Consider the following 18,185-nt stretch of genomic DNA (forward strand, 5'->3'; position numbering starts at 1 on the left):
AGTCGCCTCCTAAAATTCTTTCATAGTTTTTGGGGACCATCCACATACCATGTCGCCACAGAACATTGAATTGTTTTCCATAATGATTGAACCGTCTTTTCTTACTGAAGGACCAAGTATTTCATCATCAGCCCAACCTCCTGATAAGCCGTCTCTTCCTAATGACTCAAGTTCTCCAAGTACAGTTTCCATAGGCGGCAGTTCTATTAACTCAGAAACATTTCCGCATGAAACTATAGCATCACATTTTACATCAAGTGTTACCAATGGCTGAGACTGACCATCTCTGCCTGTACATTCATTTGTAACGCCTACTGTCTTTATGCCTGCATCTTCAAGTGCTACACAGCACGCTATAAAATCCGCATCAGGATTTCCATAACCTTCTTCCGCTACTATAGCAGCCTCTGCACCTAAAGTTTTAGCAATTTGTGCTACAAAAAGGGCAGCCCTTTCTTTTTGTTCAAGTGCGACATTCAAATTTGACATAATAACACCTAAGAAATTGATAGTTTTACCATGTTCCTTATAAAGCGCTTTTATATTAGGACAATTTTGAAAATCATAGGTTGACCATTTTGAAGAAACCGGCATAAAGCTTCCGGAAACCAGTGCTCCGTCTAAAACTTCATTAGGATGCATAAAAGTAGGAAGCATCCTGTTCATATCCCATCCATAAACAAGGTCATTATAGCCTATCTCTTCCATCTGGGATTGAGGCTGCATTACATACACCACCGAAGGCAGTTTTTCTATTTCAGGATTCCTTTTTATTACCGCTTCAAGTTCAAATACTTCCCTATCCTCAGGAGTAAGGTTTTTAACACATTGTGCTATAAATTCAGCAAGCCTATGACCTGCCCTTCTTAAAGCATCATTTTTCTTCTGCTGCTCTCTTTGTTCAAAAACTTCGTCCGTATCAGCAACTAATACTATATTATTAAGACTGCCGAAAAGAGTATATTTCTGACCCTCACCGCTCATATCTATAAGACCATCCTGAAATCCTCCCCAATGTCTGCCTACTACAAGTACGCTACAGTTTTTAAGTGCATAACTTATGCCCTCTCCTGCCTTGTCAAGATTTGAGGTATATCCCGGAAAGCTGCCTTTACCATTTAATCTGATCCTGGGTTCTATCGCTTCTTTTACAGGACATAACCTTATCTTATCACCTGGTTTTGCAATATATAACTGAGCTTCGGTGATCCTTTCATCCTGTCTTATAAAATCCAGTGCTTCATCTTTATTAATAGTTAATAAGCCTTTGTCATAAGATAAAGCACTCCCAAAGACTATATCTTTAACATAGAAATTACCTATCTCAAGTTTCATAAGAATCCTCCTTGTTAAATTTTTGTTAAATATAGATTATAAAACTCTATAAAATCCGGTTAAATAAAGTACAATCGCGATTGTCCTTAAATTAATGATATCTATATACGTAAATTAAGTCAAGTCAAAATAAAAAAATAGTCTGTATGCTGAATATCTAAACGTTTTTTTGTATAGAATAAACAAAAATATTTTTTTGTTTAAGTCATATTAAATAAAAAACAAGATTAAATTCTGTTAATAATTACTAAAGCTTTTTTATTATTAAGTTTTATGTTATAATCCTATAGTTGCTTATATTATAAGGGTAAACCAATTTATTTTTCTGAAAATTACTAATATTTTTAAAATAAAATAAATATTTATTAATACTTTATCTTTTAATATAACGTATATAAATATTTATTGTAATATAATGTTTGACTGCGTAGTTCTAATGTCATATACTACTTTAATACTTTTATTTTCAATTAAAAAACTTGGAGGTTATTTTGAATATCGAAATTTTAAAAGATGAAAAAAAACTGAATAACATAAGTAATTTTATAAAAGCCACAAGAAGTATTATTGATAAAGAGGGTATAACAAAGGTAAGTACAAGGAAAATCTCAGCTTTGTCAGGACTTCATAATTCAACTATATATAGCTATTTCGATAATCTTTCAGAACTTGTTATGCTGTCTTGTATTTCATATTTTAATGAATATTGCAAGGCTCTTAAGGCATTTGATGATAAACAAAAAAACCCGGAAAAAAATTTATAGGAATATGGGATATTTTTATGCAGTGTGCATTTAAACAACCTGAAATATTTTATTATTTTTTCTTTGAAGTAAAAGAATTTAACCTTGAAACATTATTTAAAGTCTACTATATGATATTCCCGGAGGAAGCAAATGAATTTACTGATACAGTAGCACAGATGTATTATGGTCCTAACATATATGCAAGGAGTATTAAGATCCTTGGTTTTTTAATTAACAATGAACATCTATTAGTAAATAAAGACAATATCACTCTTGTAAATGAACTGATAGTCGAATATTCAGGTTTTAAAATAATACAGGCAAAGCTTCATACAAAGAGTAAAGAACTGCTCAAACAGGAGTTTATTCAGATTTTATACCATGTAACAGGCTTGGAAAATATTAAATATTAAGGTTAATAAAATGTCAATTAAATTTCATCTTATTATTCTAATTTTATATTCTCTTGCCTGATTATGTGATGTGTAATATAATAAAGCAGCTTAAAATTTTTATTAAACTAATCCCCTGAAATATAAGCTGTTTATATAGTTAAAAGCAGTTTTCACTACTACTAAAACATAAGTAAAGGCAGGCAAAATGTTTATGAATAATAAGAAAACCCGACTGCACAACAAATCTTCAGATGAATATAAAAATAATAAAAAACCGAAAGGAACAAATATATTGAGAAACATAAAATTTATTATAATTGCATTTATTATAGGCTTTTTTTCAAGTGTTTTAATTTTAAATTTTTTTAACAAATCTTCAGCCAGAAATGATAAAGTAACCATAGACGGAAATATAATTAAGGGTCCAAACTATACCGCTACGGTAAAAGCCGTCGAAGATACGGTAAAGTCTGCAAGCAATCTTGTTACCACTGAATATTTTTATAAAGATGCCGATACATATGTAAACTATCGTGAATTTATGGGTTACAAAGTTCCGCTTACAACTGATATGTCGGTATTTACATATAAAGGAAAAGTGGGAATAGGCATAGATCTGTCTGAAGCCTCATATTCGGTTGACAATACAAATGGTATAATAACCGTTACGCTTCCTGAAGTAAAAATTATGTATAACGAAATAGATATGGGTTCATTTCAGTATGCATTTAAATCGGATTCTATTTTAAACAATACAGATATGGAAAATCATACACAGCTCCTTGAACAGCTTAAAAACAAAACAAGCAATGAAGTCAATCAGGATAGCGAGCTTTTACAAAAAGCCGGAGAAAATGCCAGAAATGTAATAAGTACATTTCTTACGTCAGCCGAACAGACAAAAGACTATAAAGTGGAATTTAAATAACAGGTCTTATTCAGATGTTTAATTATCATGTATATAATGTCTAATCGCTACATACTAAATTTAACAGTTATTATAAAAATCATGACCACCCTTTTAACGGGTGGTCATGATTTTATAAAATTACTTTTATAACTATATTAACTTCTTTATATTAACCATTTTTCCTGGCAGCAAAAGCTTTAGTAAGCTCAGGAACTATCTCATTAAGATTTCCCACTATACCGTAATCAGCTACACTGAATATAGGAGCATCAGGATCTTTATTAATTGCTATAACAGTATCTGAAGCACTGATTCCTGCAAGATGCTGTATAGCACCTGATATACCTATTGCAAAGTAAAGCTTCGGAGCAACAGTCTTTCCCGACTGTCCTACCTGATGTACTTGAGGCATCCATCCGGCATCAACTACTGCACGGCTGCAGCCTACAACTCCGCCAAGTACTTTTGCAAGCTCTTCAATAATTGCAAAATTTTCTGCGGAACCCACACCACGTCCGCCTGAAACTATAATTTCAGCCTCATCAAGTGCAACACCGCCTGCAATCTCCTCAACACGATCTATAAGACGTGTACGTATCTTATCTTTTGCAAAGTGGATTTCCTCTTTTATAATTTCGCCTGTACGGCTCTCATCATAAGGATTTTTCTTAAATACTCCCGGGCGTACGGTACCCATCTGCGGACGATGATCAGGGCACATTATATTTGCCATAAGATTACCGCCGAATGTAGGTCTGGTCCATACTATAACACCTGTGTCCTCATCAATTGATATATCAGTACAGTCAGCAGTAAGTCCTGTCTGAAGCCTGCATGCAACCCTAGGTCCAACATCACGACCGTTATGTGTCGCACCTATCATAAATGCCTCAGGTTTATATTTCTCAACAAGTTCGGTAAGTGCCGCAGCATATGCATCTGTTGAAAATTCTTCATATTCATCCGAATCAACCAAAATTGCCGAATCAGCACCATAACATATAGCATCTTTAGCAGCCTTTTCAACATTCTTTCCAAGTACAACCGCAATCAGACCGCACTTTTTCTCATCAGCAAGCTTCCTCGCAACACTTAAAAGCTCATAGCCGACATTTTTTACTTTTCCATGTTCAGATTCTATAAAAACCCAAATATTTTTATAATCACTAAGATTAGCCATTTTTAAATAATTCCTCCTACACTAATTTTGCTTCATGCATAATATCTGCAAGTTTTACTGCCGATTCATCAGCGGCAAGCCCCTTAAGTATTACTCCGTCCTTTGTATTTACAGGAGTATAAGTCTTTTTAACCTTAGTAGGAGAACCCTTTATTCCGCATTTTGAATAGTCAAGCATTGAAAGATCTTCTTCTGAGAGAACCTTAATCTCTTTCTTTTTTGCTGCAAGCTTACTCTTTAAAGTAGGATATCTCGGCTCATAAGGAAGCCTTACAACTGTAACAAGTGCCGGGAGATTAACGCCTATTACATCATAGCCGTTTTCACCCTCTCTCTTAACATGTATTTCACCATTTTCTTCCAATACGTCAAGTGCATATGTAACCTGCGGTATATCAAGACATTCCGCAACCTGCGGTCCAACCTGTGATGTATCACCGTCAATTGCCTGTTTCCCGCAAAGTATAAGGTCAAATTTAAGATTTTCTCTTTCTTCCACAAGTTTTATAGCTTCTGAAATTATATAACCTGTTGCAAGTGTATCTGAGCCTCCAAAGCTCTTTCCCGATATAAGATATCCCTCATCAGCACCTACTGAAAGGCAGGTCATTATGGCTTCCTCAGCCTGTTTCGGTCCCATAGAAAGTACTATAACTTTTCCGCCGACCTTCTCAACAAGCCTTACGCCTACTTCAAGTGCATAGGTATCAAACGGATTTACTATACTGGGTACTCCTGCACGCACAAGATTATGTGTAACCGGATCTATCTTAATCTCATTGGTATCAGGTACCTGTTTAATGCAAACACAAATATTCAATTTTTTATCCTCCTTAAATTATAAACGGTGGCATACCTTGCCCGGATTTAATATCATCTTAGGATCAAATACCTTTTTAATTCCTTCCATCAGGTTCATATTTACTTCACCTATCGATTCCGCAAGATATTTAATCTTTCCTGAACCTATTCCATGCTCGCCTGAAACAAGTCCGCCACAGTTAATTGCCTCTTTATAGATCTTTTCAAAGAAAGTATCAACTCTCTTTTTAAATTCATCCTCAGCAAGGTCATTTGAGCACTGGTATATATGAAGGTTACCGTCTCCTGCATGTCCAAATGATTTAATTACAAGACCGCATTCCTCACCGGTTTTATTTACAAATTCAAGATAATCTGCAATTTTATTTACAGGAAGTACAACATCACATTCGTCAAGAAGCTTTGTTTCTTCCATAATAGCCTCAAGGAATGATGAACGTGCAGCCCATGCATCCTTAAGCTTTGCAGGTGTGTCCGCTACAAGCACATCCATCGCTCCGGCTTCAAGTACAAGCTCACCTGCCTGTTCTATCATAGCATCAAGCTCCTCAGGAGTGTTTGCATCAAATGTAAGAAGAAGATAAGCACCTATATCCTGACCGTTTAAACTCTTTGGAAATACTTCCTTTCCTACATATCTTTCCGATGAAAGAACAATTTCTCTCTCCATAAATTCAATAGCCTGAGGATTCATATGTGAAAGTTTAAATTTAGGAACTGTGGTAAGTGCAGTTCTGAGGTTCTCAAACGGAACTATAAGCGATACAACATTTTTAGGCTTCGGAATAATCTTCATAGTAAGTTCTGTAATTATACCGAGTGTTCCCTCAGAGCCTATCATCAGATTAAGAAGTGAATAGCCTGATGATGTCTTTGAAACCGTTGCACCGAATTTTGTAATCTCACCTGTAGGAAGCACCACAGTCATAGCCCTTACATAATCACGGGTCGTTCCGTATTTAACAGCTCTCATACCTCCGGCATTAGTTGCAACATTTCCGCCGACACATGCAAATTTCTCGCCCGGATCCGGAGGGAAAAGCATCCCCTTTGTAAGGCAGTCTTCTGCAAGATCATTAAGCAGTACGCCTGCCTCAATCTCAACAACAAAATTCTCAAGATCATATGACTTTATCTTATTCATCTTTGTAAGATCGATCAGTACTCCTCCGTAAAGCGGCACTGCACCGCCTACAAGACCTGTTCCTGCACCTCTTGGAGTAACAGGTATATTATTCTCATAGCAAATCTTAACTATCGCTGCAACTTCTTCAGTTGAAGTGGGAACAGCTGCAAGACCCGGCATCCTTGTACCATAAATAGGCATCTCATCTTTTGCGTAATCAGGATTTATATCATCACCTGTATAAACCTTAGCACAAACTTTTTTGATCTTATCTACAATTTCCTGATTCAGTTCATTGTACATTGCTCAAAACCTCTCTTTCCATACATAAAATAATCTTAAATCTATAATATAGGCAGATATATACTATGTCAAATAAATATTCATAAAAGATAAACTTACACAATATAAATATTGCCATATATTCTAAAAACAGCACCTGCCGTGTTATAAAGCATGTATTTTGCCTGAATATAAACAGCTTTCAAAATATTTAAACCTGCAAAACAGCCGGCTGTAAGTTATTTTTTAACTTCAGGCTATATATTTGGATATTAAACATACTTTCCTTTAAATCTTAAATATAAATGATCCTGCAAGGCATATAACCCCTGCAAGCAGTGCATAAAATATAAAATATTTAAACACTGCACCTAAAACCTTGCTTTCAGAACCGACCTCATTTACCGCACCCGTTCCTATGGCTATGCCCTGCGGGCATACCATCTTTCCTATACCTGCACCAAATACATTGGCAGCAGTAATCCAGTAGACATTTAAGCCCAGCTGCTGGGCGGTCTCTTTTTGAAGTTCTCCGAAAAGAACACAGGTTGATGTACCTGAACCCGTTATAAATGCTCCTAAAACTCCTATAAGCGGTGAAACAAACGGATATACCGGACCGGTAGCTTTAACAAGCATCTCGGCTATGTCCTTTATCATACCGCTGTAAGTCATTATCTTTGCTATTGCAAGCACTGCACATATAGTAACTATAGTTTTCCAGTATTTCTTTAATGTGCCGCAAAATACTCCAATTATATCGGCAATTCCTGCACCCTGTATAATTCCACCTATAAATGCGGAAATAAAAATCATAACACCGGGTGTATTTATCCATGAGAAAGCCAGCGGCTTACCGCCCTCTCCCGGATAAATAAGAAAAGAAGACTTAATAGGTTTTATAAGATTGTTTATAGGCGGACATATGGTTGAAGTAAGTGTCAGCAATATAAATATAAGTATAAACGGTGCCCATGCTTTAACACCTTCTTTTGGAGTTATACTTACCTTTGCAGCAGAGCTGCTTTTTTGATTTTTTAAATCTCCCTGTCCGGATGTTTCAATTAAATATTCCTTATCTGAATCAGTCTTAAATATCCTTGAAGCGGCAATCATACATAATATGGAACATATAGAACCTATTATATCAGGAAGTTCAGGTCCGAGATACCTTGCTACAAAGAACCATGGAAGTGTAAATGACAATGATGCGGTTAAAAGCATAGGAAGCATGCCTTTAAATGCTTTTTTTCCCCCTCCTATTATATATACCATTATAAATGGTGATATAAATGTAAGTATACACTGTATAAGTGCAATATAGCCTGCCATTGTTATATGTTCAAGATCAGTTACGGTTGAAAGCACGGTTGTCGGTACACCTACTGAACCGAAAGCGGTCGGTGTAGAGTTTACCACAAGGCATGCAACAACTGCGTTTATAGGATTCATACCTATACCGGCAAGCATTGAAGCCGGTATTGCAACAGCGGTTCCAAATCCTGCCATACCTTCCATAAAATTGCCGAATCCCCAGCCTATTATAAGTGTAAGTACTCTTTTATCATTTGATATACCGGCAAGCATTTTTTTAATCTGCTCCATTGCACCGGTTTTAAGTGTAAGGTTGTAGGTGAAAAGTGCGGCAACTATAACGAGGCATATGGGCCAAAGTGCATTTAAAGAGCCTTCCAATGCGGCGGCAGCCGTATTTACAGGTGAAAGCTTCCAAATAGCAAGTGCCAGCACAGCCGTGATTGCCAAAGCAGACAGACATGCCGTATGACTCGGCATTTTTAAGCGACTTAAAGCTACGATCAGCCAGATTATAGGCAGCATTGCCAAAAGAAATTTTACAAGCATCATAGGGATCATAATATAAAAATTCCTCCTTCATTCATTTAAACAATATCAAGAAATAAACAATATCAACAAAGAATAGTATCTAGAAAAATCCGTTTATATTAAGTTATTTTTTTAACTAATTTTATATCTACATAGAAGTACACTTTGTTTAATAATTATTTACAATGTATGTTTCAGTGAAATATGGCCCATAAGTCTTATACATTTTATATATTAAACTCCTTTTTTTGTCAATAGTTTTCTAAGTCATTTTATGATTTTAATAATACGGATTTTTTATTTTATACTCAAATAGGGGTTTAAATATAGCAAAAAAATAACAGTTTTATATAAATCCTATATATTATGCAGATTATTAAAATTAAATACCGTAATTTAAGTTAGTATGTGAATTATTCTTAATACACAAAGATATGGCTGCAAATATATAGCAACATATTATTGCAGCTTTTAATTTATTTTATTTATATTATTTTTTAAAATGATTAATAATAAAAAAAGCAAGCCGTGCAGCCTGCTTCTTTTAATTATTAATCTTTAAGATTTTTATTTTCCTATAACATGATTTGCTATAACTATCCTTTGAATCTCATTTGTACCTTCAAATATCTGGAATATCTTTGCATCCCTGTACAGTTTTTCTACCGGATATTCTCTTGAATACCCATAACCTCCGAATATCTGCACTGCCTCGCTTGTAACCTCAACAAGCATATCTGAAGCATAGCATTTTGCAATTGCGGAATCAAGACCGTACGGTATCCCTGCATCCATCTTATTAAGCGTATTTGCTACCATCTGCCTTGCAGTTTCAATCTTTATAGCCATATCAGCTATCTTAAATTGAATAACCTGATTTTTTATTATAGGCTTACCGAATTGAATTCTTTCCTTTGCATAAGCTATCGCTTCTTCCATAGCCCTCTGTGCTACACCGACTGCCATGCAACCTACCCATGTTCTAGCCTGATCAAGTGTCTGCATCGCAATTTTAAATCCCTGACCCTCTTTGCCAAGTAAATTTTCCGCCGGTATCCTGCAGTCTTCAAGAACCACATCACAGGTATGTGAACCTCTTATACCCATCTTATCCTCATCTTTTCCAGTACTGAGCCCGGGAGTACCTTTCTCAACAAAAAACATTGATATTCCCTTTACTCCGGCTGATTTATCAGTCATAGCCGTGATACAGAAAAAATCGGCAGCAGGAGCATTTGTTATAAAGCATTTCCTGCCGTTTAATATATAGCTGTCTCCGTCTTTAACCGCAGTAGCTCTGCCTGCACTGGCATCAGAACCCGCATCAGGTTCAGTAAGTGCAAATGCACCCATCTTTCCGTCAAGTACAAGTTCACACAATTTCTTTTTCTGCTCCTGACTTCCTGCAATAAGTACGGGCTTCATAGCAAGGCTGGTTGCGGACATAGTTACTGCAAATCCGGCATCCGCCTTTGCCATCTCCTCCAAAAGAGCAGCAATATCAATCCTTGAAAGACCTATACCGCCGTATTCTTCAGGAACCTCAAGTGCTGTATATCCAAGCTCTCTCGCTTTATTATACATATCTTCAGCCCACTCTCCGGTTCTGTCATATTCCTTTGCCTGCTCCCTTACCTCCTTATCACAAAAATTTTTAATGTCTCCCAGTAAGTCCTTTGCATCATCTGAAATTATATAACCCAAAGTAATGCCTCCTTTATAATGATATTTTTTAAACAAAAGTTTTTGAGTTGATTCCACTGTTTAAATGTAGAAAAACACCAAAAACTTATTGTATTATGGTGCTTTTCTACTAATAATATACTATTTATTTAATTTTAACAAGTAGAATTATATTTTTTTATAAAATTAATATCAGATTTTTAAATCATTCCCATAAGTTTATTGCTTCTTTCTACAAAGCTTGCCATTCTTTCCGGTGAAAGGTTTCCCTGTGCAAGTCCTGCCAAGTCATAAAGCTGTTTACATATAAGCTCATTATTATCACCTTCAGGATTTTTAAGAAGTTTTTTTACAAGCTCATGTTTTGAATTAAGCACCAGTGTTTCATCATTATTTGAAAACATCGAGGCATCCATACCCGGCATGGCATACTGCTTCATCATCTCCTGCATCCTTCTGCCCTCTTCCGATATAAGAAGCACGGAAGCCGTATTTTCATTTTTAAGCGGACTTATTTCGACTTTAATTTTATCATTTTCAAGTACCTTTTTAAAGACCTCACAGAGTTTGTCATATGATTCTTTTTCAGCCTCGTCCGTATCCTGTGCCTCTCTCATCTCATCACTTATATCGGAATCTATTCTTAAAAATTTAAGACCTTCATTTTTCATCTCAAGTTGTGCAATAAAAGGCATATCTATATTATGAGGAAGTATAACTGCATCTTTTTGGGCTTCTTTGAATAAATTAATATATTGACTCTGCATATTTATATCATTTACATAATATATCTTATTTTCTTTTTTATCAGACTCTTTATTCTCCTGAGTCCCGGAATCAGTTGCGGCATCTGAAACCTTGGAACCGGAAGCCTCATCTGCCGCAGCTGTATCAGCCGTATCCTGCGAATCACTGTCCTCAGCCTTGTTTTCTCCCTGAACATCAGCCTTTTTATCATTTATAAGTTCATCAAGCGTAAGATATTTTGAATTAATATCTTTAAAGAGTATTGACGGCATTACTTTCTCACCAAATTTATCATCCTTGAGATAACCGAATTTTATAAATGGTGCTATATCATCCCAATATTTTTCATATTTTTCACGTTCCGTATTACAAAGTCCGTTAAGCTTATCAGCAACCTTTTTAGATATATAATCAGATATTTTCTTTACAAATCCGTCATTTTGGAGTGCAGACCTTGAAACATTAAGAGGCAGATCAGGGCAGTCTATGACGCCTTTAAGAAGCATTAAAAATTCAGGTATTACCTCTTTTATATTATCGGCGATAAACACTTGATTGTTGTAAAGTTTTATAGTGCCCTCTATTGACTCATATTCCATATTGATTTTTGGAAAATACAATATTCCCTTAAGATTAAACGGATAATCCATATTGAGGTGAATCCAAAAAAGCGGTTCCTTATAATCCTTAAATACTTTTCTGTAAAAATCCTTATATTCATCCTCAGTACACTCATTCGGATGTTTTGCCCAAAGCGGGTGATTATCATTTATAGGCACCGGTCGTGCCTTTATTTTTACTTTTTCTTTTGCAGGTTCTATCTCTACGGTTTCAGTACTTCCGTCATCTTTTTTCTTTTCTTCGGTTTTTGCAGGTTCTACTATATTTTCAATTACGGTATCGCTTTCAAGCAGCTCATCTTTTTCTATTAGCTGCGTCTTTTCCTCTGCATCAATGTCATTTAAAAATATTTCAAAGGGCATAAATGAACAGTATTTTTGAAGAACCTCACGAACTCTGTATTCATTTGCAAATTCATAGCTGTTATCATTTAAATGCAGGGTTATCTGTGTACCTCTCTCTGTTCTGGTACCGTCCTCCATCTCATATTCAGCACCGCCTTCACTGCTCCAGTGTACCGCAGTGCCATCTTTTTTATATGTAAGTGTATCTATCTCTACTTTATCCGCAACCATAAAGGCTGAATAAAAACCGAGACCAAAATGCCCTATTATCTGATCTTCATTTGCCTTATCCTTATACTTTTCAAGGAAATCACGTGCACCTGAAAAAGCTATCTGATTTATATATTCTTCAACTTCTTCGTAGGTCATCCCTATACCATTATCTGTAAATTTAATTGTTTTTGATTTTGGACTTACTTCTACAATTATTTTATATTTTTCATCGGCAGGTTCATTAAATTCACCTATAAGTGCAAGTTTTTTCAGCTTGGTTATGGCATCACTTGAGTTTGATATCATCTCCCTTACAAATATATCATGGTCTGAATAAAGCCATTTTTTTATTATTGGAAACAAGTTTTCACTGTGTATAGAAAGATTACCTTTCTTCTTCGTCATATTATTTACCTCTTTCTTTTATATTTATAATATTAATTTGCAACATAAGTTTAATCACAGGTAACATTTTTATAATTACTTAAAACCGGGAAGCTTTGTCTTATTCCCGGCACAAAAGTATATCAGGGGTATAAATACGGCAATTTAAAATTTCGACATTTCTTTAATCTGATTTAATATAAGTCTGAGTCAGGCTCTTATAATACCCTTCTCAGTGCAGATCAAATTTAAAATATACCGTAAAGAATAATTATAAACACAGCTGATAGCTATGTCAAATCTCTCCTGCTGCCAAAAATATATCATATTCTATATTCTCTTTTTTACCATGCCTGATTATTTCATAATTTGTTAATTTCCAACCTGTATTTTTAAAATAAGTACGGATCTCTTCCTCTGAAAATCCGTTATGCCCGTCAAAATCCGGAAAATCTTTATGAAATTCAGCCGGAATTGTACAAAAGTCCATAAGATAAAATTTACCTTTCGGCGTGATCAATTTTTTTAATAATTTCAGCTCGCTTTCCACATCTGCAATATGGTGAAAAACCCTATGGCTATATATAAAATCATATTTTTCAGTTATATTATCAAGGAAGCTTTCATCATAAATAAATACATTGTCTGCTGAAAATTCATCCTTGTTCTTAAGAAACTCTTCCCTCATACCAACCGAGCTGTCTACACAGTCTATTTTATAAAAATGTTTTGAAAGAAGCATAGCCAGTATACCATTTCCTGCACCTATTTCAAGTACTTTTATTTTTGACAGATCCCTTTCTCCTTCTAATCTGTTTAAAATAATTTCTTTTATCTCCTCACTTGCAGAATTTCTTTTCGGAGTATTCCACTCCTTTGCCACCTTATCAAAATAATTTTCTTTCATCATTTATCCCTTCTATACCAAGAAATTAGCACTCATTGTAAATGAGTGCTAATTAAATAGTTTTTATTTTTATATTGTACAAAGCTTTATCTACTAATCTGTCCTTGCACCGTCAGCACCTATACTGTGTCCATCAACCTGTGTATTAACTGAAAGACTTCCGTCAGCATTAAAATGGTAGAATTTTCCGCCTATATTTTCCCATGAAGACAGTGCTATATAACCGCCGCCTTTTGCGAAGTACCATTTTCCACCTAAATCAATCCATTTATTTTCGGATATATAGCCTCCATTTTCAGCATAAAACCAGTTATTTTTATTAAATATCCATTTGTTTTCAGATATATAACCTCCGTCCTCGGCATAGAACCAGCTATCTTTTACCTTTACCCATTTATTTTCTACGAGCTTTCCGTTTTTGTCAACTACAAACCAGCGAGAATTACTTTTTATCCATGCGGATTTTACAATTTTTCCATCTTTTTTGTAATACCAGCCATTATTATATATCCACTCTCCTGCCTCTATCGTTGCAACAATATCTATAATAATGCTTTCCTGTGAATTATCAGGCGAAGTTTTTACATTTGACAATCTGCCGCCTCCGCCGTTTCCGCCGCTTCCGCTTCTTCCTGAACCTGAGCCGCCTGCATTATTTTTATTTCCGTTATTTCCCTGATTTTTACCCTTATCATTATCGGGAACTATCGGTTTGTTAGGTTCTTCAGGAGCCGGATTCCCATTTTTATCAGGCTTGGGACTGTCAGGTTTAACATCGCCGGGCTTGTCCGGCTTAGAATTATCAGGCTTGTCCGGTTTGGGATTATCGGGCTTAGGATTGTCAGGTTTAGGATTATCAGGACTTTGCCCATTTATCTTATTAACCGCATTTTTAATTGCATCATAATAAACCATACTGCTTACAGTGGCACCTGAGATTGTATCAATATCCAGCTCTTTGCTGTTTTTTGAAGCTTTGATTTCAGATATATCCTTGCCTATATACCTTAAAAGTACAGGCTTTGCCATCTCAAGATATCCCTCATTATGCTTCTCATCTTCATCCGGATCATCGGACTGTGTTTTATTGTCCATGACATATGCCAGCTTTCCGTCCTTTACCCATACTCTGACTTTTATAGTATACGGCTCTATATAATGTGTTTTTGGAACCTCGGCTTCACCGTCATAATATTCACTTCCATATATACCGTCAGATTCAAGTCTTGAAAGTGCAAGTTCAAGATTGCCTGCAAGCTGCTTTACCTTTTCATCGGTTATATTTACAATCATAAGATATCTTTTTGCATATGTATAAGCTATATCAACATCTTCCCAAAGAGCCTTATCAAACCCGGAGCTTTTTTTCTCAAGAGCTTCCTTTTTTGCCATCTGCATGCTAAGCTCTACCCTGCCCTGTGCAAATTTAAGTGCTGTAACAGCACCCTGCACGGCTGCAACGGAACTCTTTTTATTTTCAAGCACCTTTTTCCCGTAATCAAGGTTCTCTTCAAAATATTTTTTAAAATCCTTCCCAAGACTTTCTTTATCAACCGTTTCAAGCTTTTCAATTATATCCTTTAACTGTGCTATATCATTTTCATCGGCTGCTATTTCAGGATCTATAACAAAAGTACCGCTTATATCGTCGGCAAGCTTGTTTATATTTTTCCCGTCCTTAGTATGCAGGACTACTGCATTGCCGTACTCCTTTATACCCGGATTTCCTACAAATGCCTGTATTTTTATAACCTTAAGTGAATCAGGTATATTCAGCTCTGTAAATTTATTGTTCCCGAATGCCTGTGAGCCTATCTCTTCAAGTCCTTCAGGCAGAACCACCGTACTAAGTTCATTATCGGCAAATGAAAGTGAATCAACCTTTTTAAGATTATTTCCGTTAAATTTAAGACTTGTAAGGAAACATTTCCTAAATGCGGCATTTCTTACAACTTCAACAGAACCCGGAAGCTCAAGCTCTTTAATCGGACATTCAAAAAAGCATGCCTGGTCTATGTATTTAAGCTTATTATTAAATTTAATATCGCTAAGAGTACTGTTTGACATAAACACTCCCATGCCGAGTGTTTCAAGATCCCTTGGCAGCGTAACCTCGGTAAGCTCATTGAACTGAAATGCATAATCACCTATTTCAACTACTGTATCGGGGATTTTTACACTCTCTATATCAAAATTTGAATTAAGTGCTCTAAAAGCATCCTGTTCTATTTTTAAAACCTGCTTTCCTTCCGAATTGAAATCAGGTATTACAAGAGCTTTGTTTTTCTTGATTTTTTTAAATCCGTCAGCGGAAAATCCGTTAACTGTCTGACCCGTATATTCAAAGTCCTCAACAGTCCATTTTGTATAATCCATATCATCAGGATTTTCCTGTTCTTTAGGATCAATTATATAATTTTCCTTATTAGGCAGTTTCTGGGGATTATTGCCCGAAACAGTTCTTAATACCAGCTTTCCGCCATACCCCGCTTTTCCGTGATTTTTTTCAAATGCCTGAATACCTATTTCCTTTAATGAATCCGGTATATTTATCTCTTCAAGACGGTTTTCACCAAAGGCAAATCTATCTATACTTACAATATCACCCTTAAATACAAGTTTCGCAAGTCTGTTGCCTCTAAAACATGATATAGGTATATAAGTAATGTTTGCAGGTATTTCAACACTGTCTATTCTGTTTCTGAAAAATGCACCCATTTCAATTGATTTTAATGTAGATGGAAGCTTAAGTTCACCCTCTATACTGTTAAAAGCAAATGACATTGAACCTATGTAAACATAGCCTTCAGGTATTGAAACACCCGTAATTCCCCTTATGCCGAAGCTTCCGGTAAAAGCACGGTTTGCAACCGCTTCTATCTTCTTTCCTGCGGCATCGCTTTCCGGCAGTTCAATCATTTTATTTGTCTTATATTTTTCCTTGCCCGAATCGCTAAGACCTGTAACCGCATATAAATCCGTATTTGCATTATCAATGTTAACTGATATGGAGTCGTAGGTAAAATCCCCTTTAAGCCATTTTTCCGAATCTTTCGGTTTTTCCGGTTTAGACGGTACGCCTCCCCTAACTTCAAGTTTTACATAATCACTTTGGTTATTAATTGATTTAAGTTTTTCCTGTGATGAAACATAGCCTGTTACAGTTTCTCCATCTTGTCTGTAAAAAGCCATCTCACCTATACTTTCAAGGCTGTCGGGAAGTTCAATTTCTTTTACTGAAGCCTCCCAAAAAGCCATATCACAGATTTTTGTATAGCCCTGCGGAACTACTATTTTGTCAACTTCAGGCACATCATTCTGAAATGCATACTCTCCTATCTGGGTTATGGCTTTTGAATCGGAATCTTTTGCAGGAAGTTTCAGTACGGTACCTTTTCCCAGTTTATCAAGTTTTTTACTTCCTGCTGCTGAAAAACCTGTCAATATGCCGTCTTTCACAGTAAAATCCTTTATTGTATATTCAAGATTTTCTGCCGAAGGATCTACTATAAAATTCCCTCTGTTTACAAGATTATTAGGATTATCTTTATTTTTAGTCCATAATATCACTTTCTTTTCTGAAGGTATTTCAGGATTTTCAAGACCTGGATTGTCATCAAATGCACTGTCATATATACCTTTAATCCCGTCTTCTATATTCTTCAATGAAAGCGGTATATTAAGTTCCGTTATTTGATTGCCTTTAAAAGCTCTTTCAAATATATGTTTTGTATTGTCTCCGAAAATAATATTCGTTATCTGATTGTTCATGAAAGCTTCCGGTCCTATGCTTTCACAGCTTTGAGGAAATTCAATACTTTTAATGTTATTGTTTTTAAACGCTCCCTTTGCAGCATATTTAAATGTTGACGGAAGATTCAATTCTTCTATCTGATTATTTAAAAATGCATAACTGTTGGCATAAATCACACCTTCTTCAAGTGTAAGCGTTTTAATTGCATTATTTTCAAAAGCACTGTCCTGTATATGTGTATAATTGCCGGGAACTGTAAGCTCCTCAATCCCAAGTCCCTTAAAAGCATTTTCATTTACCCACAGCGGAATTTTACCATTTGAATCCTTATCCGGAAGTATAAGATTTTTATTGCTCTCTATCTTTTCTTTTCCACTGTCTGAAAGCCCTGTAATGCCATAGTAAACATCAGGATATCCATCATCATCTTCAGTTCCCGGAACAGGTATCTCAGCATAACTGAAATCTACGGCTACCCATTCATTTACATTAATTTCATCTTCACGCTTAATTGTAAGATCTGCAAGATTATCAGAAACGGACTCATCTTCAGTATTTTCTTTTAAAGAAGCAAAATCCGATTCTTTTTCTACCGCTTCAGTAGGGATATTCTCAGTCTTGATGCTGCCTTCTGAAATCGTCTTTGTATCTGCGGTATCGCCCTGTGAATTTAATAAATTACGTTCATCACTTTGCTCATACGCCAGTGCAGAACCTACCGGACCGAATGCCAGTATAAATGCCAGAACAAAACATGCCAAGCCCTTATATCTGCGTTTTTTTAATTTTCTGCAGTCTTTGCGGTTTAATGCACTCCAATTAAATTTCTTTTTAAAACTATCATCTGAACTTTTCATAGAACCCTCCTTTTAAGATTTTCCATAAAATAAA

Annotated in this window: 12 protein-coding genes; 3 read left to right on the plus strand and 9 right to left on the minus strand. The window is 35.6% G+C overall.

Annotation, left to right across the window (positions count from 1 at the left end; translation table 11 throughout):
* Positions 1 to 9 precede the first annotated feature (9 nt).
* Positions 10 to 1,335: a glycine/sarcosine/betaine reductase component B subunit gene (locus HMPREF9333_RS05505; RefSeq protein WP_005540454.1), complete on the minus strand. Its 1,326-nt coding sequence runs from the start codon at positions 1,333 to 1,335 to the stop codon at positions 10 to 12.
* A 491-nt stretch (positions 1,336 to 1,826) separates the two neighbouring features.
* Here HMPREF9333_RS05505 and HMPREF9333_RS05510 point away from each other — a divergent pair, with 491 nt between their 5' ends.
* The 3 genes from HMPREF9333_RS05510 to HMPREF9333_RS05520 all read left to right on the plus strand — a co-directional run bounded on the left by HMPREF9333_RS05510 (position 1,827) and on the right by HMPREF9333_RS05520 (position 3,404).
* Positions 1,827 to 2,099 (plus strand): TetR/AcrR family transcriptional regulator, encoded by a 273-nt coding sequence (locus tag HMPREF9333_RS05510; RefSeq protein WP_005540456.1) that lies wholly within the window; start codon positions 1,827 to 1,829, stop codon positions 2,097 to 2,099.
* A gap of 17 nt (positions 2,100 to 2,116) precedes the next feature.
* Positions 2,117 to 2,494, plus strand: a complete 378-nt coding sequence (locus tag HMPREF9333_RS05515) for a hypothetical protein (RefSeq protein WP_005540459.1) — start codon at positions 2,117 to 2,119, stop codon at positions 2,492 to 2,494.
* 193 nt (positions 2,495 to 2,687) lie between these two features.
* Complete coding sequence (locus HMPREF9333_RS05520) at positions 2,688 to 3,404, plus strand: DUF4230 domain-containing protein (RefSeq protein ID WP_040882325.1); 717 nt, start codon at positions 2,688 to 2,690, stop codon at positions 3,402 to 3,404.
* A 151-nt stretch (positions 3,405 to 3,555) separates the two neighbouring features.
* On the opposite strand, the gene HMPREF9333_RS05525 is transcribed toward HMPREF9333_RS05520, so the two are convergent.
* From HMPREF9333_RS05525 to HMPREF9333_RS05560, 8 genes are all read right to left on the minus strand, one after another.
* A complete protein-coding gene (locus tag HMPREF9333_RS05525) occupies positions 3,556 to 4,566 on the minus strand; it encodes an electron transfer flavoprotein subunit alpha/FixB family protein (protein ID WP_005540464.1) in 1,011 nt (336 codons plus the stop codon).
* A gap of 16 nt (positions 4,567 to 4,582) precedes the next feature.
* Positions 4,583 to 5,386 (minus strand): electron transfer flavoprotein subunit beta/FixA family protein, encoded by an 804-nt coding sequence (locus HMPREF9333_RS05530; protein ID WP_005540465.1) that lies wholly within the window; start codon positions 5,384 to 5,386, stop codon positions 4,583 to 4,585.
* Positions 5,387 to 5,404: 18 nt separating this feature from the next.
* Entirely contained in the window at positions 5,405 to 6,817 is a 1,413-nt protein-coding gene (locus tag HMPREF9333_RS05535) for an FAD-binding oxidoreductase (RefSeq protein WP_005540467.1), read from the minus strand.
* Between the two features lie 267 nt (positions 6,818 to 7,084).
* On the minus strand, positions 7,085 to 8,671 hold the full coding sequence (locus HMPREF9333_RS05540; RefSeq protein WP_005540469.1) for an L-lactate permease: 1,587 nt from the start codon (positions 8,669 to 8,671) through the stop codon (positions 7,085 to 7,087).
* Between the two features lie 537 nt (positions 8,672 to 9,208).
* Complete coding sequence (locus tag HMPREF9333_RS05545) at positions 9,209 to 10,345, minus strand: acyl-CoA dehydrogenase family protein (protein ID WP_005540472.1); 1,137 nt, start codon at positions 10,343 to 10,345, stop codon at positions 9,209 to 9,211.
* 179 nt (positions 10,346 to 10,524) lie between these two features.
* Positions 10,525 to 12,654 (minus strand): molecular chaperone HtpG, encoded by a 2,130-nt coding sequence (gene htpG / locus HMPREF9333_RS05550; protein ID WP_005540474.1) that lies wholly within the window; start codon positions 12,652 to 12,654, stop codon positions 10,525 to 10,527.
* Between the two features lie 274 nt (positions 12,655 to 12,928).
* Positions 12,929 to 13,543, minus strand: a complete 615-nt coding sequence (locus tag HMPREF9333_RS05555) for a class I SAM-dependent DNA methyltransferase (RefSeq protein ID WP_005540476.1) — start codon at positions 13,541 to 13,543, stop codon at positions 12,929 to 12,931.
* 90 nt (positions 13,544 to 13,633) lie between these two features.
* Positions 13,634 to 18,151, minus strand: coding sequence for a leucine-rich repeat protein (locus tag HMPREF9333_RS05560; protein ID WP_005540478.1), 4,518 nt, complete (start codon positions 18,149 to 18,151; stop codon positions 13,634 to 13,636).
* Positions 18,152 to 18,185: the final 34 nt, after the last annotated feature.

The organism is Johnsonella ignava ATCC 51276, assembly GCF_000235445.1.
In the GTDB taxonomy this organism is placed as follows: Bacteria; Bacillota; Clostridia; order Lachnospirales; family Lachnospiraceae; genus Johnsonella; species Johnsonella ignava.

Coding starts and splice junctions, on each gene's coding strand:
- HMPREF9333_RS05555 (WP_005540476.1), bottom strand. CDS start 13,543: ATGATGAAAGAAAATTATTTTGATAAGGTGGCAAAGGAGTGGAATACT.
- htpG (WP_005540474.1), bottom strand. CDS start 12,654: ATGACGAAGAAGAAAGGTAATCTTTCTATACACAGTGAAAACTTGTTT.
- HMPREF9333_RS05535 (WP_005540467.1), bottom strand. CDS start 6,817: ATGTACAATGAACTGAATCAGGAAATTGTAGATAAGATCAAAAAAGTT.
- HMPREF9333_RS05560 (WP_005540478.1), bottom strand. CDS start 18,151: ATGAAAAGTTCAGATGATAGTTTTAAAAAGAAATTTAATTGGAGTGCA.
- HMPREF9333_RS05540 (WP_005540469.1), bottom strand. CDS start 8,671: ATGATCCCTATGATGCTTGTAAAATTTCTTTTGGCAATGCTGCCTATA.
- HMPREF9333_RS05520 (WP_040882325.1), top strand. CDS start 2,688: ATGAATAATAAGAAAACCCGACTGCACAACAAATCTTCAGATGAATAT.
- HMPREF9333_RS05525 (WP_005540464.1), bottom strand. CDS start 4,566: ATGGCTAATCTTAGTGATTATAAAAATATTTGGGTTTTTATAGAATCT.
- HMPREF9333_RS05505 (WP_005540454.1), bottom strand. CDS start 1,335: ATGAAACTTGAGATAGGTAATTTCTATGTTAAAGATATAGTCTTTGGG.
- HMPREF9333_RS05515 (WP_005540459.1), top strand. CDS start 2,117: ATGCAGTGTGCATTTAAACAACCTGAAATATTTTATTATTTTTTCTTT.